The organism is Pseudomonas sp. RIT411 (assembly GCF_003057735.2).
GTDB classification, from domain to species: domain Bacteria; phylum Pseudomonadota; class Gammaproteobacteria; order Pseudomonadales; family Pseudomonadaceae; genus Chryseomonas; species Chryseomonas oryzihabitans.
In genome coordinates, this window is sequence record NZ_QBIZ02000028.1 from 1 (window position 1) to 24,148 (window position 24,148).

General features: G+C 66.9%; 28 protein-coding genes. 19 read left to right on the plus strand and 9 right to left on the minus strand.

What is annotated here, in order from left to right:
- Nucleotides 1-23: 23 nt before the first annotated feature.
- From birA to DBY63_RS23510, 5 genes are all read left to right on the plus strand, one after another.
- Nucleotides 24-968 (plus strand): bifunctional biotin--[acetyl-CoA-carboxylase] ligase/biotin operon repressor BirA, encoded by a 945-nt coding sequence (gene birA / locus DBY63_RS23490; RefSeq protein WP_027601356.1) that lies wholly within the window; start codon nt 24-26, stop codon nt 966-968.
- Complete coding sequence (locus DBY63_RS23495; protein WP_027599087.1) at nt 958-1,710, plus strand: type III pantothenate kinase; 753 nt, start codon at nt 958-960, stop codon at nt 1,708-1,710. Before birA ends, DBY63_RS23495 begins: the two co-directional genes overlap by 11 nt.
- Nucleotides 1,707-1,886, plus strand: a complete 180-nt coding sequence (locus DBY63_RS23500; protein WP_037006863.1) for a hypothetical protein — start codon at nt 1,707-1,709, stop codon at nt 1,884-1,886. The genes DBY63_RS23495 and DBY63_RS23500 overlap by 4 nt, the downstream gene beginning before the upstream one ends.
- Before the next feature lie 28 nt (nt 1,887-1,914).
- Nucleotides 1,915-2,373: a DUF3301 domain-containing protein gene (locus DBY63_RS23505; protein WP_027599086.1), complete on the plus strand. Its 459-nt coding sequence runs from the start codon at nt 1,915-1,917 to the stop codon at nt 2,371-2,373.
- A gap of 99 nt (nt 2,374-2,472) precedes the next feature.
- Nucleotides 2,473-3,765: an MFS transporter gene (locus tag DBY63_RS23510; protein ID WP_007162608.1), complete on the plus strand. Its 1,293-nt coding sequence runs from the start codon at nt 2,473-2,475 to the stop codon at nt 3,763-3,765.
- A gap of 42 nt (nt 3,766-3,807) precedes the next feature.
- Here DBY63_RS23510 and DBY63_RS23515 read toward each other — a convergent pair whose 3' ends face one another.
- Nucleotides 3,808-4,272: a hypothetical protein gene (locus tag DBY63_RS23515; protein ID WP_108582971.1), complete on the minus strand. Its 465-nt coding sequence runs from the start codon at nt 4,270-4,272 to the stop codon at nt 3,808-3,810.
- A gap of 120 nt (nt 4,273-4,392) precedes the next feature.
- A complete protein-coding gene (locus tag DBY63_RS23520; protein ID WP_108582970.1) occupies nt 4,393-5,328 on the minus strand; it encodes an alpha/beta fold hydrolase in 936 nt (311 codons plus the stop codon).
- 123 nt (nt 5,329-5,451) lie between these two features.
- Between DBY63_RS23520 and DBY63_RS23525 the strand changes: the two genes are divergently transcribed.
- From DBY63_RS23525 to DBY63_RS23565, 9 genes are all read left to right on the plus strand, one after another.
- Entirely contained in the window at nt 5,452-5,970 is a 519-nt protein-coding gene (locus DBY63_RS23525) for a hypothetical protein (protein ID WP_007162605.1), read from the plus strand.
- Nucleotides 5,967-6,365 (plus strand): DUF3140 domain-containing protein, encoded by a 399-nt coding sequence (locus DBY63_RS23530; protein WP_007162604.1) that lies wholly within the window; start codon nt 5,967-5,969, stop codon nt 6,363-6,365. The genes DBY63_RS23525 and DBY63_RS23530 overlap by 4 nt, the downstream gene beginning before the upstream one ends.
- Before the next feature lie 144 nt (nt 6,366-6,509).
- Nucleotides 6,510-7,400, plus strand: coding sequence for an EamA family transporter (locus tag DBY63_RS23535; RefSeq protein WP_027601352.1), 891 nt, complete (start codon nt 6,510-6,512; stop codon nt 7,398-7,400).
- 57 nt (nt 7,401-7,457) lie between these two features.
- On the plus strand, nt 7,458-8,237 hold the full coding sequence (locus DBY63_RS23540) for a DeoR/GlpR family DNA-binding transcription regulator (protein WP_027599082.1): 780 nt from the start codon (nt 7,458-7,460) through the stop codon (nt 8,235-8,237).
- Between the two features lie 21 nt (nt 8,238-8,258).
- Entirely contained in the window at nt 8,259-9,392 is a 1,134-nt protein-coding gene (locus tag DBY63_RS23545) for an MFS transporter (protein WP_074585000.1), read from the plus strand.
- Nucleotides 9,393-9,459: 67 nt separating this feature from the next.
- On the plus strand, nt 9,460-11,508 hold the full coding sequence (locus DBY63_RS23550) for an AsmA family protein (RefSeq protein ID WP_007162600.1): 2,049 nt from the start codon (nt 9,460-9,462) through the stop codon (nt 11,506-11,508).
- Between the two features lie 138 nt (nt 11,509-11,646).
- Nucleotides 11,647-11,883, plus strand: a complete 237-nt coding sequence (locus DBY63_RS23555; RefSeq protein ID WP_007162599.1) for a hypothetical protein — start codon at nt 11,647-11,649, stop codon at nt 11,881-11,883.
- On the plus strand, nt 11,880-12,101 hold the full coding sequence (locus DBY63_RS23560) for a YgdI/YgdR family lipoprotein (RefSeq protein ID WP_042138265.1): 222 nt from the start codon (nt 11,880-11,882) through the stop codon (nt 12,099-12,101). Before DBY63_RS23555 ends, DBY63_RS23560 begins: the two co-directional genes overlap by 4 nt.
- 13 nt (nt 12,102-12,114) lie before the next feature.
- Complete coding sequence (locus DBY63_RS23565) at nt 12,115-12,516, plus strand: Rho termination factor N-terminal domain-containing protein (protein ID WP_027601347.1); 402 nt, start codon at nt 12,115-12,117, stop codon at nt 12,514-12,516.
- A gap of 57 nt (nt 12,517-12,573) precedes the next feature.
- Here DBY63_RS23565 and DBY63_RS23570 read toward each other — a convergent pair whose 3' ends face one another.
- The 4 genes from DBY63_RS23570 to DBY63_RS23585 all read right to left on the minus strand — a co-directional run bounded on the left by DBY63_RS23570 (nt 12,574) and on the right by DBY63_RS23585 (nt 16,903).
- Nucleotides 12,574-13,767 (minus strand): class I SAM-dependent rRNA methyltransferase, encoded by a 1,194-nt coding sequence (locus DBY63_RS23570; RefSeq protein ID WP_077171738.1) that lies wholly within the window; start codon nt 13,765-13,767, stop codon nt 12,574-12,576.
- 67 nt (nt 13,768-13,834) lie between these two features.
- On the minus strand, nt 13,835-14,074 hold the full coding sequence (locus DBY63_RS23575; RefSeq protein ID WP_027599076.1) for a hypothetical protein: 240 nt from the start codon (nt 14,072-14,074) through the stop codon (nt 13,835-13,837).
- Nucleotides 14,075-14,135: 61 nt separating this feature from the next.
- Entirely contained in the window at nt 14,136-14,522 is a 387-nt protein-coding gene (cueR, locus tag DBY63_RS23580; RefSeq protein WP_007162594.1) for a Cu(I)-responsive transcriptional regulator, read from the minus strand.
- A complete protein-coding gene (locus DBY63_RS23585) occupies nt 14,519-16,903 on the minus strand; it encodes a heavy metal translocating P-type ATPase (RefSeq protein WP_108582969.1) in 2,385 nt (794 codons plus the stop codon). Before DBY63_RS23585 ends, cueR begins: the two co-directional genes overlap by 4 nt.
- A 111-nt stretch (nt 16,904-17,014) precedes the next feature.
- On the opposite strand from DBY63_RS23585, the gene DBY63_RS23590 reads away from it, so the two are divergent.
- Nucleotides 17,015-17,209 (plus strand): cation transporter, encoded by a 195-nt coding sequence (locus DBY63_RS23590; protein WP_027599074.1) that lies wholly within the window; start codon nt 17,015-17,017, stop codon nt 17,207-17,209.
- Here DBY63_RS23590 and DBY63_RS23595 read toward each other — a convergent pair.
- Entirely contained in the window at nt 17,191-17,820 is a 630-nt protein-coding gene (locus DBY63_RS23595) for a TetR family transcriptional regulator (protein WP_027599073.1), read from the minus strand. The two genes, DBY63_RS23590 and DBY63_RS23595, sit on opposite strands and share 19 nt — an antisense overlap.
- 112 nt (nt 17,821-17,932) lie before the next feature.
- Between DBY63_RS23595 and DBY63_RS23600 the strand changes: the two genes are divergently transcribed.
- The 3 genes from DBY63_RS23600 to zapE all read left to right on the plus strand — a co-directional run bounded on the left by DBY63_RS23600 (nt 17,933) and on the right by zapE (nt 20,691).
- Nucleotides 17,933-19,105, plus strand: a complete 1,173-nt coding sequence (locus tag DBY63_RS23600) for a multidrug effflux MFS transporter (protein WP_027601344.1) — start codon at nt 17,933-17,935, stop codon at nt 19,103-19,105.
- Between the two features lie 68 nt (nt 19,106-19,173).
- Complete coding sequence (locus DBY63_RS23605; RefSeq protein ID WP_007162589.1) at nt 19,174-19,560, plus strand: MAPEG family protein; 387 nt, start codon at nt 19,174-19,176, stop codon at nt 19,558-19,560.
- Between the two features lie 81 nt (nt 19,561-19,641).
- Nucleotides 19,642-20,691 (plus strand): cell division protein ZapE, encoded by a 1,050-nt coding sequence (zapE, locus tag DBY63_RS23610; RefSeq protein ID WP_108582968.1) that lies wholly within the window; start codon nt 19,642-19,644, stop codon nt 20,689-20,691.
- Here the strand turns inward: zapE and DBY63_RS23615 are convergent.
- Nucleotides 20,688-21,332 carry a hypothetical protein gene (locus tag DBY63_RS23615; protein WP_108582967.1) on the minus strand — a complete coding sequence of 215 codons (645 nt, stop codon included), beginning with the start codon at nt 21,330-21,332 and terminating at the stop codon, nt 20,688-20,690. The genes zapE and DBY63_RS23615 overlap by 4 nt on opposite strands.
- Before the next feature lie 156 nt (nt 21,333-21,488).
- On the opposite strand from DBY63_RS23615, the gene DBY63_RS23620 reads away from it, so the two are divergent.
- Nucleotides 21,489-23,099 (plus strand): inorganic phosphate transporter, encoded by a 1,611-nt coding sequence (locus DBY63_RS23620; RefSeq protein WP_042138251.1) that lies wholly within the window; start codon nt 21,489-21,491, stop codon nt 23,097-23,099.
- Nucleotides 23,100-23,273: 174 nt separating this feature from the next.
- Here the strand turns inward: DBY63_RS23620 and DBY63_RS23625 are convergent, their stop codons facing one another.
- Entirely contained in the window at nt 23,274-24,140 is an 867-nt protein-coding gene (locus tag DBY63_RS23625; RefSeq protein ID WP_108582966.1) for a LysR family transcriptional regulator, read from the minus strand.
- Nucleotides 24,141-24,148: the final 8 nt, after the last annotated feature.

Sequence of the window (24,148 nt, forward strand, 5' to 3'; positions counted from 1 at the left end):
AAGAAAGTCGAACGGAGTTCGGGATGCCGTTGCTGAAACTGCTGAGTGATGGAAAATTTCATTCCGGCGTCGAGCTTGGTGAAGCCTTGGGCGTCTCCAGAAGTGCCATCTGGAAGCGGCTGAAGACGCTGGAAGATGACTTGGGCGTCGAGGTGTTCAAGGTTCCGGGACGGGGTTACCGCCTGGAGGAGCCCCTGTCGCTGCTCGATGCCGAGCGGATCGCGCAGGAGGGCGGTTGGCCGGTAACGGTCCTGGCCTCCATAGACTCCACCAATGCCGAGGCGCAACGCCGTCTGCCTCAGCAGCAACCGCCATTCGCCTTGCTGGCTGAGCATCAGCAGGCCGGTCGTGGTCGTCGTGGCCGCGCCTGGGTCAGCCCCTATGGCAAGAATCTCTATCTCACCGCCGTGGTCTCCAGCCCGGGCGGGATCCAGAAACTGCAGGCCCTGAGCCTGACCATGGGCCTGGCGGTGATCCGTACCCTGCAACAGCTGGGCGTCGAGGACGCCTGCCTGAAGTGGCCCAACGACGTCCTGGTCCGGGGGCGCAAGCTGGCCGGCATCCTCATCGAGTTATCGGGTGATCCGCAGGACGTCTGCCAGGCCATCATCGGTATCGGCATCAACGTCAACATGCGCCTCGCTGACAACATCGATCAGCCGTGGATCTCCATGGCCGAGGCCTTGGGCGGTCTGCAGGACCGCAACCAGGTCGCCAGCCTGCTGCTCCGGGAAATCGACAGTCTGTGGCAGATTCATCGCCGGTCCGGATTCGCCGCCCTGCGCAGCGAGTGGGAGCGTTATCATGGCTGGCAAGGTCGAGCGGTAACCCTTTCTTCGGGGGTTCGCTGTATCCAGGGCACAGTGGCAGGAGTTGCCGAAGATGGGGCTATTCTCATGCATGTAGACGGTCAGACGCAGGCATTCAGCGGTGGCGAATTGAGCCTGAGCCTAGATCATGATTCTTGAACTCGATTGCGGTAACAGCCTCATCAAGTGGCGCCTTCTCGCGGCCGGTGCCGAGGTGGTGGATACCGGCATCGTCGACAGCGACGACGCCCTGATCGCGGCGCTTTCCCAGTCGGACAGTCCTGCCCTGGCGGCCTGCCGGCTGGTCAGCGTGCGCAGCGACGAAGAGACCCAGCAGCTCAAGGAGCGGCTCACCGCCACCTTTGGCATCGCCTGTCACCAGGCCCTGCCGGTCGAGGTATGGAATGGCGTGCGCAATGGCTATCGTGACCATCAGCGTCTGGGCATGGATCGCTGGCTGGTGATCCTGGCCGCGGTGCAGTTGGCCGAGGGCAAGGCCTGCGTGGTCCTGGACCTGGGGACGGCGGTCACCGCGGATCTGGTCGATGCCCAGGGCGAGCATCAGGGAGGGTTCATCTGTCCGGGGATTCCGTTGATGCGTCGGGAACTGCAGACCCATACCCGTCGGATCCGCTACGATCCACATTGGGCCAGTGGTGAACGCTACGAGGCGCCGGGACGCACGACCATCGAGGCCGTGGAGCGTGGGTGTCTGTACATGCTCAAGGGTTTCGTCCGTACCCAGTACGAACTGGCTCAGGAAATGTTCGCCGAAGGGTGCGAGATCTTTCTGACCGGGGGTGACGCGGAACTGGTCAAACATGTCGTTCCGGGCGCGCGGATCGTGCCCGATATGGTGTTTGCTGGATTGGCTTTGGCGTGTCCGCTCGAGAACGAATGATGCGTTGGTTGTTTCTGCTATTGGTGGTACTGAACGTTTTCTACTACATATGGCACCAACAGCAGGTGCCGTTGCTGGGTAAGGAAATCGCCCCTCTGGCGCTGTACAAAGGCGAGCGTGAGAACATTCGCCTGTTGAACGAGACGGCATCTGGTGACGCTGCGCGGCGTCAGTGACGGCGGTACCCTTCGATGAGGAGCGAAGATGCTGACGCTAGGTAATCTCTGCCTGTTGCTGGGCGCGGTCGGCATTGGTCTGTGGTTCTGGCATGCCCATGGCATTCGCGAGCGCGCGCTGCTGCTGGCCGAGCAGGAGTGTCGTCGGCGCAAGGTGCTGCTGCTCGATGGCGCCGTGGCTTTCTCGCGCTTTCGCTGGCTGGCCGATGCCAAGGGACGCAAGCGCCTGGCGCGACTGTTTTCCTTCGAATTCACCGTGACGGGGGAGGAGCGGCTCGACGCCTCTCTGGCCCTGTTCGGCAAGACCCTGGCCAAGGTCGAATTCGCCCCCTTCGTGGTACCCGAGGTCGAACGCCCGACGGCCGATTCGGTAGTGGCTTCGGCGCCTGCCTATCAGGCCAAGCCCGAGCATGGCCAGGTGGTCTATCTGGACCAGTGGCGGCAGCGCCAGCGTACCGAGACCAATCGGCGGCAAGAGCCGGAGTAGTCCGGCATACCTGCATTCGACAGCTTTCCCTTCCCCCATCCCGACGCTCAGCACCGCTGCTCCGCTCCGGCTTTTTCGTTTCTCTTCATGTGATCCCTGATGTTCAGCCCTCTCGTTACCTTTCCTGCGCTCTATTTCGCCACCCTCCTGATGCTGGCCGGCTCCGGTCTCTTCACCACCTATATCGGTCTGCGACTGACCGAGCAGGGGGCGGGGGACCTGTGGACCGGCGCCCTGATGGCGGCCTATTACTTCGGGCTGGTGTGCGGCGGCAAGTTCGGCCATCGACTGATCGCCAGTGTCGGCCATATCCGCTCCTATGTGGCCTGCGCCGGTGCGGCAACGGTCACCGTGCTCATCCATGCCCTGATCGATGACCTGAACGTCTGGATCGCGCTCAGATTCGTCATGGGCGTGGTGATGATGAATCAGTACATGGTGATCGAGAGCTGGCTCAACGAGCAGGCGGAAAATCACCAGCGTGGCAAGGTGTTCGCCGGCTACATGGTGGCGGTGGACCTGGGGCTGGTGATCGGCCAGGCGCTGCTGGCCTGGCATCCGCAACTCGACTACAAGCCGCTGCTGCTGGTGGCCATCTGCTTCGCCTCCTGCCTGATTCCCCTGGCCATGACCCGGCGGGTGCACCCGGCCAAGCTGGTGGCGGCACCGCTGGAGATCCGTTTCTTCTGGCAGCGGGTGCCCCAGTCGCTGGTGACCATCTTTACCGCGGGGCTGCTGGTGGGGGGCTTCTATGGCCTGGCGCCGGTGTTCGCCAGTCGCAGTGGCCTGGATACGGCGCAATCGAGCTTCTATGTGGGGCTGTGCATTGTCGCGGGGTTCTGCGCCCAGTGGCCGCTGGGCTGGCTGTCGGATCGCCTCGATCGCTGCAAGCTGATCCGCGCCAATGCGGTGTTGCTGTGCCTGGCGGCGGTACCGCTGTGGGGACTGATCACCTTGCCCTATCCCTGGCTGCTGGCCGCGGGCTTCGTCTCGGGCATGCTGCTGTTCACCCTCTATCCGCTGGCGACGGCCTTTGCCAACGACCATGTCGAACCCGAGCGGCGCGTGGAATTGTCGGCGATGCTGCTGACCACCTATGGCGTGGGTGCCTGTATCGGGCCGCTGCTGGCCGGTGCGGCCATGGAGCATTTCGGCCCGGGCACCTTCTATGTGCTGACCTCGGCCTATGCCGTGATTTTGATCGTCTTCGTGCAGCCCCGCTTCGTCAGTGGCGAACACCGGCTGGACGAGGCGCCGCTACATCACGTGGCCATGCCGGATACGGTGAGTCCGATGGCAGCGGCACTGGATCCGCGCATCGACGAGGTGCCGCAGGAGCTGGTGGTGGAGGCGCCGGCCAGTATCGGGCCGGGTAGCGAGAAGAGCCACTGAGCGAGCCCGGCGCAAGGCCGGGCAGGAAGGGACGGCTAGGACTCAGGCCTGGCGGGTCTGGCCGGCCTTGATCAGGCGGTCGAGGGTCTGGGCCGAACCGTTTTCGGCCAGGGCGTCATCCTGCAGGCGATGCTGCTGACGGTCGATCAGCCGACCCATGGGACGCTGGCTGGATTCTTCGGCCACCGTATCGTCACCGAGGCGCTGTTGCTGGCCTTCGATTACCTGGCCCAGGGGGCGCAGGCTGGATTCCTCGGCGATCCGGCGTTCCTGCACCTCGCGTTGCTGCTGCTTGATGACTTCACCCAGGGGACGCAGGCTGGACTCTTCGGCCAGGGTGCGCTGCTGCAGGCGCTGCTGCTGTTGCTTGATCAGCTGGCCCAGCGGGCGCTGGCTGGATTCCTCGGCGACCTGGGTGGCGGCGCTGGGGGTGAAGGCGAAGTCCTGGGCGAAGGTGTTCAGGGCCAGGGCGGTCAGGGCGAAACCGAAGGCGATACGCAGGTTCATGATGGTGTCCTCTGGGGAAACTGTGCTGGAGTGAGTTCAGTATCCCGAGCAGGACCGCTCGAAAAAAATAGACTGGCGAGATAGTGACTATCAGCGCCGTCGATGCCTTTCAGAAAGTCTCTAGCCTCCCGTCGATGATTGCTCCTTTTCCGCTTCACTCAGGTGCGCGCCGCCGAACAGCTCGCGCAAGGCGGCGGCATAGTCGCGCGTGCCTATCACCATGCTGTTGGAGTGGGTCCCGCCGGGGATCAGCAGCAGGCGCTTGGGCGGCCGGGCCGCCGCATAGAGGGCTTCGCTGAAGCGGGGAGGGACATAGCGATCGTCGCTGCCGTGGACGATGAGCACCGGGATATGGATGTCCGGGATCTTGTCCAGGGAATCGAATTTCTCCGACATCAGCCAGCGCAGGGGAAAGCGGGTGTCGACCACCGCCGAGGCGGCATCGGCCAGGGTGGTGAAGGTGGATTCGATGATCAGACCGGCCGCGGCGGGGTAGTCGCCGGTGGGATCCCCGTCGCGGCCGATGCGCCAGGCCAGGTCCACCGCCACGGCGCCGCCCAGTGAGTGGCCGTAGATGTATCTCTTGCGGGGATCCGGCTGCAGGCTCTGCAGGTGCTTCCAGGCGACCCGGGCGTCCTGGTAGACGCTGCGTTCGGAGGGCACGTCGCCAGGACTTTCGCCAAAGCCGCGATAGTCGATGGCCAGCACCGAATAGCCGAGTTGCCGCAGGGTGGCGATGCGCCGGACCTGGGCGGTGAGATTCCAGCGGGTGCCGTGCAGATAGAGCAGGGTGGGGGCGTCCGGACGGCGGGCGGGCCACCACCAGGCGTGCAGGTAGTCGGTGCCGGTCAGGCCGTCCGGCACCGGCAGGTTGAACTGGCGGACGCCTTCCGGCACGCCGGTGAACCAGCTGGCATTGCCCGGCTCGATGCTGAACACCCACTGGCGTTCGCGATAGGCCAGTTCCGAGCAGCCATAGGGGACCCCGACCCCGACCAGCAGGGTGACGAAGAGCAGCGGGATCAGGCGACGGCGGAGCAGGGTGGCGAGGGACATGGCTTTCTCTGGATACCGGAAGACGCAGGGTAGGGGCATTCGTCGCCTGGCGCGAACCCCCGTTTCGGTTGGACAGTCATCCTAGAGACAGCGACTGCAGTGACCCCCAACCTGAGGTGAGCCATGAGTGCGACGGCCAAGAAGAGCGATCCCGAACTCTGGGAAAAGGTGAAGAAAGAGATTACCGAGGGCGACAAGGGCGGCAAGCCCGGTCAGTGGTCGGCGCGCAAGGCGCAGCTGGCCTCTCAGGAGTACCAGAAGCGCGGTGGTGAATACCAGGGCGGCAAGGGCAAGGACAATCATCTGCAGCAGTGGACCGACGAGAAGTGGGATACCCGCTCCGGCAAGAAGTCCGAGGAGACCGGCGAGCGCTATCTGCCGGAAAAGGCCCGCGACTCCCTGAGCAAGGAAGAGTACCAGCGCACCACCGCCAAGAAGCGCCGTGACACGCGCCGCGGCAAGCAGCATTCCAAGCAGCCGGCCGACGTGGCGCGCAAGACGGCGGCGGCGCGTGAGTCGGGCCTGGCCGGTCTGACCAAGGACGAGCTGATGAAGCGTGCGGCGCGTCGCGAGGTGCGGGGCCGGTCGCGCATGAAGAAAGACGAACTGGTGAAGGCGTTGCAAAAGGCAGGTGAAAAATGAGCACCAAGAAGGCTTCCAACGACGACAAGAAAGACGACAAGAAAGAGGTCCGCAGCGAGTTCAAGCAGGTGGTCAACATGACCCCGAGTCAGCTGCGCAAATGGCTCAGCGGTGACACCAGCAAGGGCGTGGGCATGACCAAGGGTGGCAAGAAGGTCAAGGCCGCCAACGACGGCAAGGCGGTCGGTCATGCCATGGGTGAGCGCATCCTCGAGCTCAAGGGCAAGCGCCAGGCCGAGCTGGAAGACGACGACTACAAGGCCATGCGCAAGGTCATCGGCTATGTGCATCGCCACCTCAAGCAGCGACCGGACGGCGACATCGAAGACTCGCGCTGGCGCAAGTCGCTGATGAACTGGGGTCATGACCCCCTGCGTGACAAGCGCAGCGCCTGATCCCGACGAACCGCAGCCCAGGCTGCGGTTTTTCTTTTCATGCAGAGTGACTGGCCGAATTTGTGTGCAACTGTGACGCCGCAGCGCGGGCGCAAAGGAGTAGGGTAGCCGCCTAACTATCTGAATGCGTTCAAGGAGTTGTCGATGGCACCCCGGGATCTGTTGCTGGCACTGGTCGTCATTCTGGCCTGGGGGGTGAACTTCGTCGTCATCAAGCTCGGCCTGCATGGCGTGCCGCCCATGCTGCTGGGCACCCTGAGATTCTGCCTGGCGGCCTTTCCGGCCATCCTCTTCGTGCGGCGTCCCCAGGTGTCCTGGCGACTGCTGCTGGCCTACGGCCTGACCATTTCCCTGGGTCAATTCGCCTTCCTGTTCTCGGCCATGTACGTGGGCATGCCGGCGGGGCTGGCCTCGCTGGTCTTGCAGGCCCAGGCCTTCTTCACCCTGGCATTCGCGGCGACCTTTCTCGGTGAGAAGGTGCGCCGGGCGAGCCTGGTCGGGCTGCTGGTGGCGGCGCTGGGCCTGCTGCTGATCGGTACCGAGCATGGCGTCACCATGACCCTGGCCGGCTTCCTGCTGACCCTGGCAGCGGCGGCCATGTGGGGACTGGGCAATATCGTCACCAAGAAGATCGGCAAGGTGGACATGCTCGGCCTGGTGGTCTGGGGCAGCCTGATTCCGCCCATTCCCTTTTTCGTCCTGTCGCTGCTACTGGAAGGTCCCGAGCAGATCGCCACGGCGCTGACCTCGCTGTCGGCCGGTTCGATCTTCGCCATCGTCTACCTGGCCTTTATCGCCACCCTGGTCGGCTACGGCATCTGGAGTCGGCTGCTGTCACGCTATCCGGCTGGCCAGGTGGCGCCCTTTTCCCTGCTGGTGCCGGTGGTGGGGCTGACCTCGGCCGCCGTGTTGCTCGGTGAGCAGATGACCCTCCAGCAGGAGGTGGGTGGCGTGGCGGTCATGCTCGGCCTGCTGATCAACGTCTTTGGCGGCCGCTGGCTGGATGCCAGGAGCAAGATGTCATCCAGTGCATGATGTTGCACGTTCGTAAATGATTGTGCATGATCTGCTGATCCTCCTGGAGTATCAGCCATGACTGCCATTCACCTTCCCGAAGAACGCCAGGCCGCGATCCTGGCCCTGCTGCGCGAACAGGGCCGGGTCCTGTCCGCCGAGTTGGCCGCGACCTGGGGCATTTCCGAAGACAGCGTGCGTCGCGACCTGCGTGAGCTGGCCCGCCAGGGGCTGTGCCGCCGGGTGTATGGCGGGGCGCTCTCGCTGCTGACGCCACCGGAGGCGCTGCCGGCGCGTATCGGCCAGGACGAGGCGGCCAAGCAGGCGCTGGGCCTGGCCGCGGCCAGGCTGGTGCAGCGCGGGCAACTGCTGTTGCTGGATGCCGGCTCGACCAATCTGGCCATCGCCCAGGCGCTGCCCACGGATCTCGACCTGACCGTGGCCACCAATGCGCCGGTGATCGCCGCGGCGCTGCTGCAGCGCCCGGGCATCCGGGTGCTGATGATCGGCGGCCTGGCCGCGCCGGAATCGGGTGCCTGCCTGGGTGCCCGGGCGCTGCGCGATCTGCGCGGCGTGCGCGCCGATCTGGCCTTTCTCGGGACCTGCGCCCTGGCGGTGGAAACCGGGGTGACCGGCTTCGACCTGGAAGAAGCCGAATTCAAGGTGGCCGTGGCCGAGCAGAGCGGTCAGGTCGCCGTCGCGGTGACCGCCGAAAAGCTCGACAGCGTGGCCTTCTATCACGTGCTCCGCCTCGATCAGCTGAACCACCTGGTGCTGGAACCGGGGCTGAGCGAGGAGCGTCTGCAACCCTATCGTGACGCCGGGCTGCAATTGCATTCGCTCGCCAGCGACCGCTAGCCCGCTCACCCAAGGATCGCCATGACTTCCGCCGTTTTGCGTCGCCAGCGCCGCGCCACCTTTACCGTCTTTCTCGCCAACGGCTGCGGGATCGGCGGCTGGGCGGCGGCCATTCCCGAACTCAAGCGCGATCTGCTGCTGGGCGACGGCCAGCTGAGTCTGGTGCTGTTGGCGGTCGCCCTCGGCGCCCTGCTGACCATGCCCTTCGCCGGGGTGCTGGTGCCGCGCCTGGGAGGGACCGGCCGCCTGACCCGCCTGGGCATCCTGACCTTCGTGCTGGTGCTGAGCGGGCCCGGGGTGGCGCCGTCGCTGGGCTGGCTGCTGCCCTGCGCACTATTGCTCGGCGCTTGCAACGGATTGATCGACGTGGCCATGAACGCCCATGCCAGCGATGTCGAAAGCCGCTGGAACGGTCCGCTGATGTCGTCCTTCCATGCCGCCTTCAGCCTGGGTGGCTTTCTCGGCGCCGGCCTGGGGGCGCTGGTGCTGCACCTGGGCGCCTCGGCACTGGCGGTACTGCTGGCCGCCGCCCTGGTGGCGCTGGTGCTGGCCCTGCCCGCCGCCCTGGCGCTGGACGAAGGCGATCGCAGTCCGGTCAGTCATGCCCTGCGCCTGCCAGATCGGCGAGTGCTGGCACTGGGGCTGATCGCGCTGGGCTGCCTGATGCTGGAAGGCGCCATGACCGACTGGAGCGCCGTCTACCTGGGCCAGGTGGGCGGGGCGAGTCCGGTGGTGGCCACCCTGGGCTATGCGGCCTTTTCGCTGACCATGCTGGTGGGCCGGCTGTTCGGCGACGGCATCCGCGGCCGCTTCGGCGGTCCTCGGGTGATCGTAGGCGGCGCCCTGCTGGCGACCCTGGGGCTGGCCCTGGCGGTCCTCCTGCCGGCGCCCGGGACCGCGATCCTCGGCTTCGCCCTGGTCGGCCTGGGCCTGTCCAATGTGGTACCGGCGGCCTTCAGCGCCGCCGGCCAGGTGGCCGAGACACCGGCTGCCGGCATCGCCATGACCGCCACGGCCGGCTATCTCGGCTTTCTGCTCGGTCCGCCGCTGATCGGCGCCGTGGCGGGGCAGGTGGGCCTGCGCGGCAGCCTGCTGCTGCTGACCCTGATCGGGGTGGCGGTGGCGCTGCTGGCACTGCGTCAGCGCAAGACATGATGTCTATCCAGGGAACCCCGCTGCGCTGAGCAGACCCAAGAGGGAACGGAAATCCAAGGAGGCGGCCATGACGCGCCCACGCAAGATCCTCGCCTGGCTGCTGGGAATCATCCTGCTGCTGCTCGTAGTGCTGGTGGTGGTGCTCGCCACCTTCGACTGGAATCGGCTCAAGCCGACCATTAACGAGCAGGTGTCGAGCGCCTTGCACCGCCCCTTCGCCATCGAGGGCAACCTGGGCGTGGTCTGGCACCGCGAGCCGGATCAGGGCGGCTGGCGCGCCTGGATTCCCTGGCCGCACATCGCCGCCGAAGACCTGACCCTGGGCAATCCGGACTGGGCCAAGGAAAAGACCTTCGTTCACCTCGACCGGGTGCAGCTGCGGATCTCGCCGCTGGCGCTCTTGGCCAAGCAGATCTATATCCCGCGCATCGACCTCACGGGGCCGGTGGTCAATGCCCAGCGGCTGGCCGATGGCCGCAACAGCTGGACCTTCGAGACCGCGGAGAAGGACCCCAAGGCCGAACCCTCGGCCTGGACCGTGGACATCGGCACCATCGGCTTCGACGCCGGCCAGGTCGGCTTCGACGATGCCCAGACCGCCACCCGGCTGCGCGCGCGGATCACCTCCCTGGACGCCCCCATCGCCTATGCCGACCTGGTGGGCAAGCAGGGCACCTCGCGCCAGCGCTCCCACGTCAAGCAGACCCAGCCCTTCCAGTTCGCCCTGGCGGTGGAAGGCAGCTACAAGCAGGTGCCGGTCAGTGGCCGTGGCCAGATCGGCGGACTGCTGGCGCTGCAGGACGCCGATGTGCCTTTCCCCATCCAGCTCGATGCCCGCGCCGGCGAGACCCGTGCCCAGGTCTTTGGCACCCTGACCGATCCGCGGCGCCTGGGCGCCCTGGATCTGCACCTGGTGCTGGAAGGCAAGAGCCTGGCGCAGCTCTATCCGCTGACCGGGGTCACCCTGCCGGAGACGGCGCCCTATGCCACCGATGGCCATCTCACGGTCAAGCTCAACGATCCGGCGGGCGCGCGCTTCAGCTACGAAGACTTCAATGGCCGGGTCGGCAAGAGCGACCTGCACGGCGAGGTGCTGTTCACCGGCGGCAAGCCACGGCCCAAGCTCAGTGGCACCCTGCGCTCCGATCAGCTGCTGTTCGAGGACCTGGCGCCGCTGATCGGCGCCGATACCAAGGAACAGCAGGCGGCCAAGGGCGAAACCAGCAAGCAGCCGGCGGACAAGGCCCTGCCGGTCTCCGAATTCCGCACCGAGCGCTGGCGCGCCATGGATGCGGACGTGCGTTTCACTGGCAAGCGCATCGTGCAGAACGCGCAGCTGCCGATCACCGATCTCAACACCCACGTGCGCCTGACCGATGGCGTGCTGCTGCTCGACCCCCTGCGTTTCGGCGTGGCCGGGGGTGATCTGAACACCACGGTGCGCCTGGAAGGCGACAAGACGCCCCTGCAGGGGCGGGTCGATCTGCATGTGCGCCGGGTCAAGTTGAACCAGCTGTTCCCCACCGTGGAGACCATGAAGCGCAGCATGGGCGAACTCAATGGCGATGCCACCCTGAGTGGCACCGGCAACTCGGTGGCGGCGTTGCTCGGCACCAGCAACGGCGAACTCAAGCTGCTGATGAACGACGGCCGCATCAGCCGCAGCCTGATGGAGCTCGCCGGACTCAACGTCGGCAACTATCTGGTCGATCGGCTGTTCGGCGATGACGAGGTGGAGATCAACTGCGCGGTCGCCGATCTCGATTTCAAGAAGGGCCTGGTGCAGCCCCAGGTCTTCGTGCTCGACACCGAGAACGCCCTGATCAACATCACCGGCACCATCAACCTGGCGAGCGAACGACTGGATCTCACCGTCGATCCCCACAGCAAGGGCCTGCGCATCTTCTCGCTGCGCTCGCCGCTCTATGTGCGCGGTACCCTGAAGAATCCATCGCCAGGGGTGAAGGCGCTGCCGCTGGCGGCCCGCGGCGCGGCGGCGGCACTGCTCGCCACCTTCGCGGCGCCGGCCGCCGGTCTGCTGGCACTGGTGGCGCCGAGCAACGAGCAGGGCGCCCAGTGCAGCACCCTGTTGCAGCAGATGCGCGCAGGGCGTTGAACTCTTGCGCTAGAGCGGGTTCGCGGTACTTGACAGACGACCGTTCGGCGGCGTCTGACGGGCGGAAAAGAACCGCTCTGGTTGCCCGGGCTCTATAGAAATAACCCGAGTCGGGCAGCCTTTTCGCGGAGACCTCTCATGCGTGACGACACCGATAGCCAATACGAAATCCACTACAAGTTGCTGGGCGAAAGCTATACCGACCGTATCAGCAATCTCGACGTACCCATCACCGACGTGGTCCGCGAACTGGCCTGCCGGCACCTGGATGCGATCAACGACGAGCGCTTCCACCTGGCCGATATCGAGTCCGGTCAGGCGCTGGTGGCGCTGCACGATGTGTCCATCCATCGCGTCTCGCCGGAAGCGCCATGAAGCGCCTGCTAAGCGGTGGATTGCTGGCCCTGACCCTGCTGGGGCTGACGGCCTGTTCCACCGAGACGGTGGTGACCCTGCAGGACGGTACCCAGTACATCACCGAAGATCGTCCCAACACCAAGACGGCCGACGGCTTCTATGAATTCACCGACGTGGCGGGTCGTCATGTACGGGTGAAGGCAGCCGATGTGGCCACCATCAAGGCGGAAGACTAGCCAGGAGACTGCCATGCCCCGCGGCGACAAGTCCAAGTACAGCGACAAACAGGAACGCAAGGCCGAGCACATCGAGGAGAGCTACGAGAAAAAGGGCGTCTCCAAGGAGGAAGCCGAAGCGCGGGCCTGGGCGACGGTGAACAAGCAGTCCGGCGGTGGTGAAAAGGCGGGCTCCGGCAAGAGCAAGAGCGGGACCGCCAAGCGCGCGGATCGCAAGGACTCCGCGCGGCGGGCGGTGGCCACCAAGCAGGGCCAGTCGCCCAACAGCGGGCGGGCCTCGGCACGGCGTTCGCGCAGCGGCAGCACCTCGCTCAGCGACATGACCCGCGACGAACTGGTGAAGAAGGCCGCCGAGCAGGATATTCGTGGTCGTTCGCGGATGAAGAAGGACGAGTTGATTCGTGCCTTGAGCTGACAGTCGAACACGCAAGAAAAAGCCGGACGTGGTCCGGCTTTCTTTTTGCCTGGCGCCTTAGCTGGGCAGCAGCCGGCAGGTGAGGCTCTTGATGTAGCGGGTCTCCGGGATCGCCGGGTGTACCGGGTGATCCGGGCCCTGGGCACCGCGTTCGAGGATCTGCAGGTTGCGGTCCAGATGACGGGCGCTGCCGAGCAGGATGTTCTGCAGGTCGTCTTCGGGCAGGTGCATGGAACAGGAGGCACTGACCAGGATGCCGTCCTTGTTCAGCAGCCGCATGGCCTGTTCGTTGAGGCGACGATAGGCGGCTTCGCCGTTCTTAAGGTCCTTGCGCTTCTTGATGAAGGCCGGCGGGTCGGCCACGATGACGTCGAATTTCTCTTCGCCGGCCTTGAGTTCCTTGAGCGCCTCGAAGACATCGCCTTCGACGCAGACCAGCCTTTCCGCCAGGCCGTTGAGGGTGGCATTGCGCTCCACGCCGTCGAGGGCGAAGCCCGAGGCATCCACGCACATGACCTCACTGGCGCCAAAGGCCGCGGCCTGCACGCCCCAGCCGCCGATGTAGCTGAACAGGTCGAGCACCCGCTTGCCTTGGACATAGGGCGCCAGGCGCGCCCGATTCAGGCGGTGGTCATAGAACCAGCCGGTCTTCTGGCCTTCGCGCACCGGCGCCTCGAAACGCACGCCGTTCTCTTCCAGCGCCACCCAGTCGGGGACCTCGCCATAGGCCACTTCCACGTAGCTGGAAAGGCCCTCGGCCGCGCGGGCGCTGCCGTCGTTCTTCCACAGCACGCCGTGAGGCTTGAACACCTGCAGCAGGGCGGCCAGGATGGCGTCGCGCTGGCGCTCCATGGTCGCCGAGGCGATCTGCACCACCAGGATGTCGTTGAAGCGATCCACCACCAGACCCGGCAGGAAATCCGAATCGCCATAGACCAGGCGATAGCAGTGGCTGCCGAACAGCCGCTCGCGCAGGCTCAGGGCGACCTTGAAGCGGTGCACCAGCAGCGACTTGTCCAGCAGGTAGCCGGTGTCGCGGGAGAACAGGCGGGCGCAGATCAGGTTGTTGGGCGACAGCGCCACCAGGCCCAGCGGCTTGCCGCTGGTGGTTTCCAGGATGGCCTGATCGCCCGGCTCGAAGGCGGTCAGCGGGGTGGCGACGACGTCCACCTCGTTGCTGTACACCCAGAGGTGCCCGGCGCGCAGACGGCGGTCGGCATTGGCTTTGAGGCGCAGGCGAGGCAGGGTCATGAAGGTCTCCGGCGAAGGGGGCAAAAGCGCGGAATTATAGCGCAAAGCTACCCGCCCGGGCCGGCCGTCAGTCCCGCTGGCTGACCTCGATGTCGCTCAGCCCGGCTTCCTGGGCGCGCCGGGCGATGCTCGGCTGAGCATGGCGTTCCCAGGGCGCATCGACCACCACCTGGGGTTCCTCGACGTGCTTGATCAGCAGCTGCAGTACGGCTTCCTCTTCGGTGACCGGCTCGAAGCTCTCCAGCTCGTGAGTGAGGGGTTCGCCGTTGAAACGGTAACTGATCTGGTAGTGGTGCAGGGTATGCATGGACTCGACCTCGGCAGCGGGGAGATAGAAAGATGGACCCCGCGAGCCCTCGGCGGTTGCGTCAGCCGCCGAGGGTATCGAGGATCGGACACTCGGGGCTGGCGTCGCCATGGCAGCAGGAGACCAGCTCGCCGAGGGTGCTGCGCAGGCGGGTCAGTTCGGCGATCTTCAGATCCAGCTCGGCGATGTGCCGCTTGGCCAGCGCCTTGACGTCGGCACTGGCGCGTTGCCTGTCCTGCCAGAGGCTGAGCAACTGGCGGATCTCTTCCAGACTGAAGCCCAGCTCCCGCGAACGGCGGACGAAGGCCAGCACCCGCAGGTCTTCGGCGCCGTACTGGCGATAGCCGCTGTCGGTCCGTCCGGCGGGGGCCAGCAGGCCGATCCGCTCGTAGTAGCGCAGCATCTTGGCGGTGAGCCCGCTGGCCTTGGCGGCCTGACCGATGTTCATGAGGGGAGGTCTCCGGACGGGCGCCAGCGGCCGAGCAGCAGGGCATTGGCCAGGACACTGACGCTGGAAAAGGCCATGGCGGCGCCGGCATAGACCGGGTCGAGCAGACCCAGGGCGGCCAGCGGCAGGCCGATGACATTGTAGATGAAGGCCCAGAACAGATTCTGGCGGATCTTGCGTTGGGTGCGGCGGGCGATGTCCAGCGCCGCGACGACCTGGCGCGGGTCCTCCTGCAAGAGGGTGATGCCGGCCGCGTGGCGCGCGGCGGCGGTGCCCGAGCCCATGGCGATGCCCAGTTCGGCGGCGGCCAGCGCCGGGGCATCGTTGAGGCCGTCGCCGACCATGGCCACGCCGCCCCGGGTCGCCTGCAGCCGGGCCACCAGGGCCGCCTTGTCGGCGGGCAGCACCTCGGCCTCCCACTGGGTGATGCCCAGGGCCGCGGCCACCTGGCGGGCGCTGCCACGGTTGTCACCGGTCAGCAGCCAGCTGTCGATGCCGTCGCGGCGTAGCTGGGCGATGGCCGCGGCAGCACCCGGGCGCAGCGCATCGCCAAAGGCCAGCAGCCCCAGCACCCGCGGCTGGCCGCCGCCTTCCAGCAGCCAGGACAGGGTCAGCCCCTGGTCTTCCCAGGCGCGAGCGGCCTCGACCAGGGGGCCGGCGTCCAGCTGTCGTTCGGTCAGGAGCCGCGCATTGCCCAGCAACAAGGCGCGACCCTGCCAGCTGCCCTGGAGGCCACGACCGGGCAGGGCGCGGATGTCTTGGGCGGGTGGGGTGTCCAGGCCGCGGTCACGACAAGCCCGCAGCACCGCCGCGGCCAGGGGATGCTCGCTGCCGCGTTGCAGGCTGCCGGCCAGGCTCAGCAAGTCGGCTTCCTCGATGCCGGGGGCCGTGGCCAGCTGGCAGAGGCGCAACTGGCCGGCGGTCAGGGTGCCGGTCTTGTCGAAGACCACGGTGGTGATGCCCTGGGCACGCTCCAGGGTCTCGGCGTCCTTGATCAGGATGCCGTGACGCGCCGCCACCCCGGTACCGGCCATGAGGGCGGCGGGGGTGGCCAGTCCCAGGGCACAGGGGCAGGCGATGACCAGCACCGCTACGGCCGCGAGCAGACTGGGCTCCAGGGGGTGGCCGCTCAGCAGCCAGCCGAGCAGGGTGACCAGGGCCAGGCTCACCACCACCGGCACGAACACCCGGCTGATCCGATCCACCAGCTGCTGGATGGGCGCCTTGGTGGCCTGGGCGTCTTCCACCAGGCGGATGATGCCGGCCAGCACCGTCTCGCCACCCAGGGCGGTGACCTCGATCTGCAGATTGCCCTCGCCGTTGATGGCGCCCCCCACCACCTCGTCACCGGGGCCCTTGGCGACCGGGCGGCTTTCGCCGGTGAGCAGGGCTTCGTCCACCTGGCTTTCGCCCTGCAGGATGCGGCCGTCGGCGGGGATGCGCTCGCCCGGGCGCAGCTGCAGGCGGTCGCCCAAGCGCAGGCGATTCAGGGCGACCTCTTCTTCCTGGCCGGCCGCATCCAGGCGCCGGGCGCTTTCCGGGCGCAGGGCTTCCAGGGCGCGCAAGGTCGCGCCGGTGCGGCGCTTGGCGCGGGTCTCCAGGTATTTGCCCAGGCGCACCAGGGCGATGACCATGGCCGCCGTCTCGAAATAGAGATGGGGGCTGTCCTTGACCAGCCAGAGATAGAGGCTCAGCCCATAGGCGGCGCTGGTGCCCAGGGCGACCAGCACATCCATGTTGCCGCTGCGGGCGCGCAGGGCATGCCAGGCACCGCGATAGAAGCGCGCGCCGACGATGAACTGCACCGGCGTCGCCAGCAGGAATTGCAGCCAGGCGGGCGGCATCAGGTGCCAGCCGAAGGGCGCCAGCAGCATGGGCAGGATCAGCGGTGCGGTCAGCAGCAGCGCCAGGGTCAATTCGAGATGCTCCCAGGGCACCCCCTGCCGCGCCGGGGCTGAACGCTCGTCTTCGGCGCGGCGATCCTGGGCGCCGTAGCCGGCGCCTTCCACCGCGGCGATCAGGGTGTGGGTGTCGACCGCGGCCAGGGTCCTGACCCGCGCTTTTTCGCTGGCCAGGTTGACTTCGGCGGCCAGCACCCCGGGCACGGCACGCAGGACCTTTTCGATCCGCCCGGCGCAGTTGGCGCAGCTCATGCCGGACAGCGCCAGGTCATGCTCGGCCTCGGCTACCCGGTAGCCGGCGGCGGTGACGGCTTCGGCCAGCGCCGGCGCCGCGTCGCCCGGTGCGCTGACGCGGGCCTTTTCGCTGGCCAGGTTGACGCCGGCCGCGCTGACCGCCGGGACCTTCTGCAGGGCGCGCTCGACCCGACCGGCGCAGGTCGCGCAGGTCATGCCGCTGATGGAGAGTTCGAATTCGTGCATGGGCACCTCCTGATAACAGTGTTGACCTTGACCTCGGGTCAAGGTCAACACTGGAACCCGGTCCTGGCGCTGGCGTCAGGAGAGAGAGGTCAAGACAGACAGGAGCAGACCATGCATGTCATCAAGGTGATCGGAATGAGTTGCGCCCACTGCGTGAGCGCCATCGAGGCCGCAGTCCTCAAGGTGGACAATCGCGCCCGGGTGGAGGTGGATCTGCAGGCGGGCGAGGTGCGCATCGACAGCGCCGAGGTGGCTGCGCCCTTTCGCGCGGCCATCGAGCAGGCGGGCTATACCGTCGGCGACTGAACCCAGTCGCGCACGATGGCGCGGAAGAAGGTGGTGAACACCTGATCGGCGGCCAGCAGCGGGGCGAAGGTCTGTTCGTCGCGCAGCAGATCCGAGAGGGTGCCGAGAAACAGGCTGTGCAGCATCCGGCTGGCCAACTGCGGCGTCACGCCCGGCTGCAGGCGATGCGCCTGGGCGGTGAAGAGGGCGTCGGTGATGCGGATGAACTGCCGCAGGAACTGCAGATCGCGCTCCTCGGCCTCGCGCAGTTCCTCGGTGAATTCGCAGCGGTGCAGCATGATGGTCATCACCCGTTGCTCCCGGCCGGGCTGGGTGAATTTCGTCATGCCTTCGATGCACAGTTTGAACAGCCGTTGCAGGCTGTCTTCCTCGCCGTCGACGCGCAGGCGCTCGGTCAGTTCGTCGGCCGGGATCCTTATCTGGCTAAGCATTTCGTGGAACAGGTGGGCCTTGTTCTGGAAATGCCAGTACACTGCACCCCGGGTGACGCCGCATTCGCGGGCGATCATTTCCAAGCTGGTACGCGCCACGCCATTGGTCAGGAACAGGGCTTCCGCCGCATCGAGAATGGCTTGGCGGGTCTGTTCGGCTTCTTCTTTCGTACGACGCATGGGCGATCTGACTGGCAGTGGGTCTGCCACGCAGTCTAGCGCGCCTCGCCGCTTTTACAAACATGATTGTATGTAACTGCGTGACACTTCCGCTTCCATCGGATCAGGCTTCATGACCTTTCGCTTATTGTTGATTCTCGGGGCCCTCTCGGCCTTCGCCCCCTTCGCCATCGACATGTACCTGCCCAGCTTCCCGTCGCTGGCCCGGTCGTTCGCCACCGATATCGAACACGTGCAGCTGAGTCTGGCGGTGTATTTCGCCGGTCTCGCCAGCGGCCAGCTGTTCTATGGCCCCCTGGCGGACCGCTTCGGCCGCCGCCTGCCGCTGCTGATCGGCATCGGCCTGTTCTGCCTGGCGTCGCTGGGCTGCGCCCTGGCGCCCAGCCTGCCCTGGCTGATCGCCGCGCGTTTCGTCCAGGCCCTGGGCGGCTGCGCCGGCATGGTGATCGCGCGGGCCGTGGTACGGGATCTCTGCGAGCCGATGGCCGCGGCGCGGGCCTTTTCGCAGATCATGCTGGTGACCGGCATCGCGCCCATCATCGCGCCCTTCGCCGGCAGTCTGCTGCTCAGCACCTTTGGCTGGCAGGCGATCTTCGTCAGCCTGGCGCTGTTCGCCGCCGCCTGCGGCACCGCGGTGGCGCTGTGGCTGCCCGAATCCCTGCCGGCGCATCATCCGCGGCCGCCGCTGCGAGGTGCCCTGCGCAACTACCTGCGGCTGCTGCGCGATCGCACCTTCATCGGCCACACCCTGACCGGCGGCATCGCCATGGCCGGGATGTTCGCCTACATCTCCGGTTCGCCCTTCGTGCTGATCGAGCTCTATGGCGTCGCGCCCGAGCACTACGGCTGGGTCTTCGGCCTCAACGCCGCCGGCTTCATCCTGCTCGGGCAGCTCAATGCCCGCCTGGTGGTCCGCCAGGGACCGGCCTTCTGGTTGCGCCGCGCGGTGGTCGCCTATGCCGCGGCGGGGCTGATCCTGTTGCTGGTCGGGGCCTTCCAGCCCAAGGCGCTGCCGGTGCTGATGATCCCGCTGTTCTGCGCCATCGCCCTGCTCGGCGGCATCGTGCCCAACGCCTCGGCCTGCGCCCTGGCCGGGCAGGGCGCCAATGCCGGCAGTGCCTCGGCGCTGATGGGCAGTCTGCAATTCATCCTCGCAGCGCTGGCCTCCAGCAGCGTGGGCGCGCTGCACAATGGCACCGTGGTGCCCATGTGCGCGGTATTGGCACTCTGCGCGGTGGCCACCGCACTCATGGCGCGCTGGACCCACAGCCGCACGCCTGCCTGAAGCGGAGTGGATTTTTCCCGGTCGGGCGGGTCAGATAGGCGAACCCTCACACTTCCAGGGACGCCGACATGACCTTCGCCTACTGGTGCATCTTCCTCGTCTACCTCGTGCCCTATGGCGCGGCCTACTACGCCAAGTTCAAGGGCAGCGGCTTCACGCCCGAGGACAACCGGGATCCGCGCAGCTTTCTCGGCAAGCTGGAAGGGGCCCGGGCCCGGGCCAACGCCGCCCAGCAGAACGCCTTCGAGATCAATCCGCTGTTCGCCGCCGCGGTGATCGTCGCCCACGTCACCGGTGGCGCCGAGCAGGGCACCATCAACTTCTGGGCTTTTCTCTTCCTGCTCAGCCGTATCGCCTACACCTGGCTATACATCCGCGATCATGCCACCCGCCGCTCGCTGGTCTGGGCCGGCGGCATGTTCTGCTGCCTCTGCCTGTTCATCGCCGCGGCCTGAGTGCACCGTCGCTGCCGGTCTTGACCGGCAGCGACGGCTGTAGCTTCATTAGCGCCCTATCTTTCTCGGCTGGCCGCCTGCATGACGTCTCCTTCGCCCGCCCAGCAGGTGCTGGCACACTTCGCCCAGCTCGCCCAAGCCCGTGGCTACACCCTGGATGCCGCGCAACAGGCCGCCATCGACCGTTTCGCCCAGCTTGCCGACGAGTTGCTGCGTCCGCGGCTGTTCCGCCGCCAGGCGCCACGCAGTCTCTATCTCTGGGGGCCGGTAGGCCGTGGCAAGAGCTTTCTGCTCGACGGCTTCTTCGCCGCCCTGCCATTCGCCGAGAAGCGCCGGGTGCACTTCCATGCCTTCTTTCGCGAACTGCACGAGCGGATGTTTCGCCAGCCGCCCGGCGGTGATGCCCTGGCCGCCAGCCTGGACGAACTGCTCGACGGTTGCCGACTGCTCTGCTTCGATGAATTCCATGTGCATGACATCGGCGACGCCATGCTCATCACCCGGCTGTTCAAGGCCTTGTTCAGCCGCGGCGTGGTGCTTATCACCACCTCCAACTATCCGCCCGAGGGGTTGCTGCCCAATCCCCTCTACCACGAGCGCTTCCTGCCGGCGATCAGGCTGATCGAGACGCGCATGGACATCCTCTCGGTGGCCGGTCCCCAGGACTATCGCGGCTCCAGTCCCGCCGAGCCCGATCCCTTCGGCGTCGGCGCCTATCTCTGGCCTGGCACTCCGGCGCAGCGCCAGGCGCTGGGATTGCCGCCGCTGGCGCAGACACGCGTGGAGGTACCAGTCGGGCATCGCAGCCTGCCTGCCGTCAGCGCCGCGGATGGGCTGCTGCACTTCAGCTTCGCCGATCTTTGCGAAGGCCCCACCGCGGTCCTCGACTACCTGACCCTGAGCGAAACCTGGCAGCGCTGGCTGCTGGACGCCGTGCCGCCGCTGCGCGACGCCAGTCCCGCCGCCCGGCAGCGGTTCATCAATCTGGTGGATGTGCTCTACGACCGGCGCCTGGCGCTGTTCCTGGTCAGCGCCGCGCCCCTCGACGAAACCCTGGCCGACAGCGACATCGCCGACATGTCACGGACGCGCAGCCGGCTGTCCCAGCTGCGGCAGATCGGACCGGACTAGCGCTCGGCCTTCAGCTGCGCACCTTCCAGGTGCCAGCGGCGCTGCTCGGCCGAGGCGCCGTCGACGTCGTTGACCCGGCGTAGTTGATAGTGGCCGCTGAAGGTCTGGCGGGTGCCGTCGACCAGGCGCGCCCTGACCGTCACCGGGATGCTGACATGGCTCGAATCGGCCGCCCCCTCGACCGGGCCCGGTTGGCCGAGGGTCACCTGCACGCCGCGGGTCCTGGCATAGCCCTGGCGGAATTTCTCGTAGCTGTTGCCAGGCTGGCCGTCCAGGCCCCACTGCTGCCAGGCGGTGCCGTAGTCCCGCGCATCCAGTGCCCGGTAGTAGCGCTGGACCACGGCGGCCGCCGCCTCGGCGCTGCTGGGCAGCGGACCGCAACCCGGCTCCTTGGCCGCTTCGCCATCGCCGTACAGGGCGCAGCTGCGGGCGATCTCGTCCTGCATCAGGGCGCAGCTGTTGGCGGCGTTGCACGGCGGATGGGTGGCGGGGGAGAGCGCCCGGCAGCGGGTGGCCAGGGCCTGGGCCGGCTGCCGCCCGATTTCCTGGGCGCAACTGCGCGGTGAAGGCTCCGTGGCGGCCAGGGCGCCAGAGACAAGGGGCAGCAGCAAGACAGGGCAGAGCAGCCAGCGGGGGGACATCGACGCGATCCTCGGGCAAAGCCCCCAGCCTAGCAGGCCGGGTCTCTGTTGAAAAAAAAGCCCGCGGCGGTCATCCGTCGTCTGGCCATCTGGCTGACGTAAAAACGTCATGCCGGCAGCGCAGGGTGGGTGGATCCCGTGTCGGAGTTCGCCCCAATGCCTTCGTCCAGTCCAGCCGCTTCCCTGTCGCCGCTGTCCCATCCCCTGCACAGTTCACGCAAACCCGGTCCGCTGCGGATCGTGCTGTTCATCGTGCTGCTGCTGACCGGTCTGGCGGTGACCCTCGGCGGTATCCACAACGACGTCAGCGATACCCAGTCCCCGCCCACCACCTGGTTGCCCTTCGCTGGCCTCGCGCTGGCGCTGGTGATCGCCCTCGGCTTCGAATTCGTCAACGGCTTCCACGACACCGCCAACGCCGTGGCCACGGTCATCTACACCCACTCGCTGCCGCCCAATGCGGCGGTGCTCTGGTCCGGCTTCTGCAACTTCCTCGGGGTGCTGTTCTCCAGTGGCGCGGTGGCCTTCAGCGTCATCGCCCTGTTGCCGGTGGACCTGGTGGTTGAGATGGGCGCGGGCAAGGGCTTCGCCATGATCTTCGCCCTGCTGATCGCCGCCATCATCTGGAATCTCGGCACCTGGTGGCTGGGCTTGCCGGCGTCCTCGTCCCATACCCTGATCGGCTCCATCATCGGCGTCGGCCTGATGCACGCCTGGTTGGGCGGCCTGGATGGCAGTAGCGGGGTGGACTGGGGCCAGGTGGCCAAGGTCGGCTATGCGCTGCTGTTCTCGCCGCTGATCGGCTTCGTCTGCGCGGCGCTGCTGCTGGTGCTGCTCAAGCGGATCGTGCGCGACCAGACGCTCTACCAGGAGCCGAAAAGCGCCGAGCCGCCGCCGCCGTGGATCCGCGGCCTGCTGATCCTGACCTGCACCGGGGTGTCCTTCGCCCACGGCTCCAACGATGGCCAGAAGGGCATGGGGCTGATCATGCTGATCCTGGTCGGTGCCCTGCCGACCGCCTATGCGCTCAATCGAGCGGTACCCGCCACCGCGACGCCGGCCTTCGCCGCCGTGGCCGAGGTCACCGCCAGCGGACTGCGCCAGGCGGCGCCCCAGGCCGCGCCGGCCGATCCCCATGGGGTGCTGTTGGAGTTCGTGCGCAAGCGGCAGAGCAATCCCGAGGTGCTGCCTGCGCTCGCGGCCATCACCGACGACATCGCCCGCGAGGTGCGCCAGTACGGCGCCCTCAACAACGTCCCGGCGCAAAGCATGCCCAACGTGCGCAACGCCATGTACCTGGCTTCGGAATCCATCCGCCTGCTGGAAAAGGAGCACCTGCCGGGGCTGGCGCCCAAGGCGCAGGAGGATCTCCGGGAATTCAAGCGGCAGATCGACCAGGCCACCCGTTTCATCCCGCTGTGGGTCAAGGTGGCGGTGGCCATCGCCCTGGGCCTGGGCACCCTGGTCGGCTGGCGGCGCATCGTCATCACGGTCGGCGAGCGTATCGGCAAGACCCACCTGACCTATGCCCAGGGCGCCTCGGCGGAGCTGGTGGCCATGGGCACCATCGGCGCGGCGGACGCCTTCGGCCTGCCGGTCTCCACCACCCATGTGCTCTCGTCCGGGGTGGCCGGGACCATGGCCGCCAACGGTTCCGGACTGCAGTGGGCGACGGTGCGCAATCTGCTGCTGGCCTGGGTGCTCACCCTGCCGGTGGCCATGGCGCTGTCCGCTTCACTGTACTGGCTGCTGGTGCAGCTGTTCTAAGAGCCTGATCAAAATCTGCTGCGCGTCGGCCAAACTGCGTTGAAAATGGCCTGGAAGGCCAGCCCCGTCGGAATGCTCATTTACCACTCGTAAACCCGAGCGCGGGTCCGATCCGCTTCCTCAGCTATTTTCGCGGGGCCGCCCAGGCCTTGTTTGTCTCTAGCTCGCGAGACTTTAATCAGGCTCTGACACGGCTTCGGTCAGGCAGCGGCGAAACAGTGCCACGGCTGGCAGGTCACGCCCCGCATGGCGGGCGATGACCTGCAATTCACGATGGAAGGTAAGGGCGCCCAGGGACAGCCGCCGCACCCGCGGATGCTCCAGCCAGAGGCCGGCGCAGGGCACCAGGGCCACGCCCAGGCCGTGCTCGACCATCTTGACGATGGCATCGAGTTCGTCGAGTTCGAGCACCTGGCGCACCGCCAGGCGCTGCTCGCGCAGAAAGGCGCTGACCCGCCGCCCGCCAAAGGAGTGGCGGTCGTAGCGGATGAAGGGCTGGGTTTCCAGCAGCAGGCGCGGATCGTCGCCGGGCAGGTCCGGCGGGGCGATGAGCACGAAGGGTTCCTGCAGCAGGGTGGTGGCGTGCAGTTCCTTGGGCAGTTCGAAGGGCGGGCGGATGAGGACGGCCAGATCCAGTTCGCCGGCATCCACCTGGCTGAGCAGGGCCAGCGAGACGCCGGGCACCAGCCGCGGCTCCAGGCGCGGCGCCTGCTGGCGCAGCCGCACCAGGGTGCCGGGCAGCAGGCCGGTCTGGACGCTGGCGATGGCGCCGATGCGCAACTCGCCCTGGATCTCCTCGCCGGCGCCGGCCATGCGCGCATAGGTGGCGAGCATTTCCTCGGCCAGCGGCAGGGCGCGACGTCCGGCGGCATTGAGCAGGGCGCTGCGGCCATTGCGGTCGAACAGCTGCACGCCCAGGTGCTGCTCAAGGTTGCGGATCTGGGCGCTCACCGCCGAGGGCGTGAGGCCCACGTGCAGCCCGGCCGCGGCAAAGCTGCCATGGCGGGCCACGGCGAGCAGGGTCTTGAATTCGCGAAGCATGGGGGTGG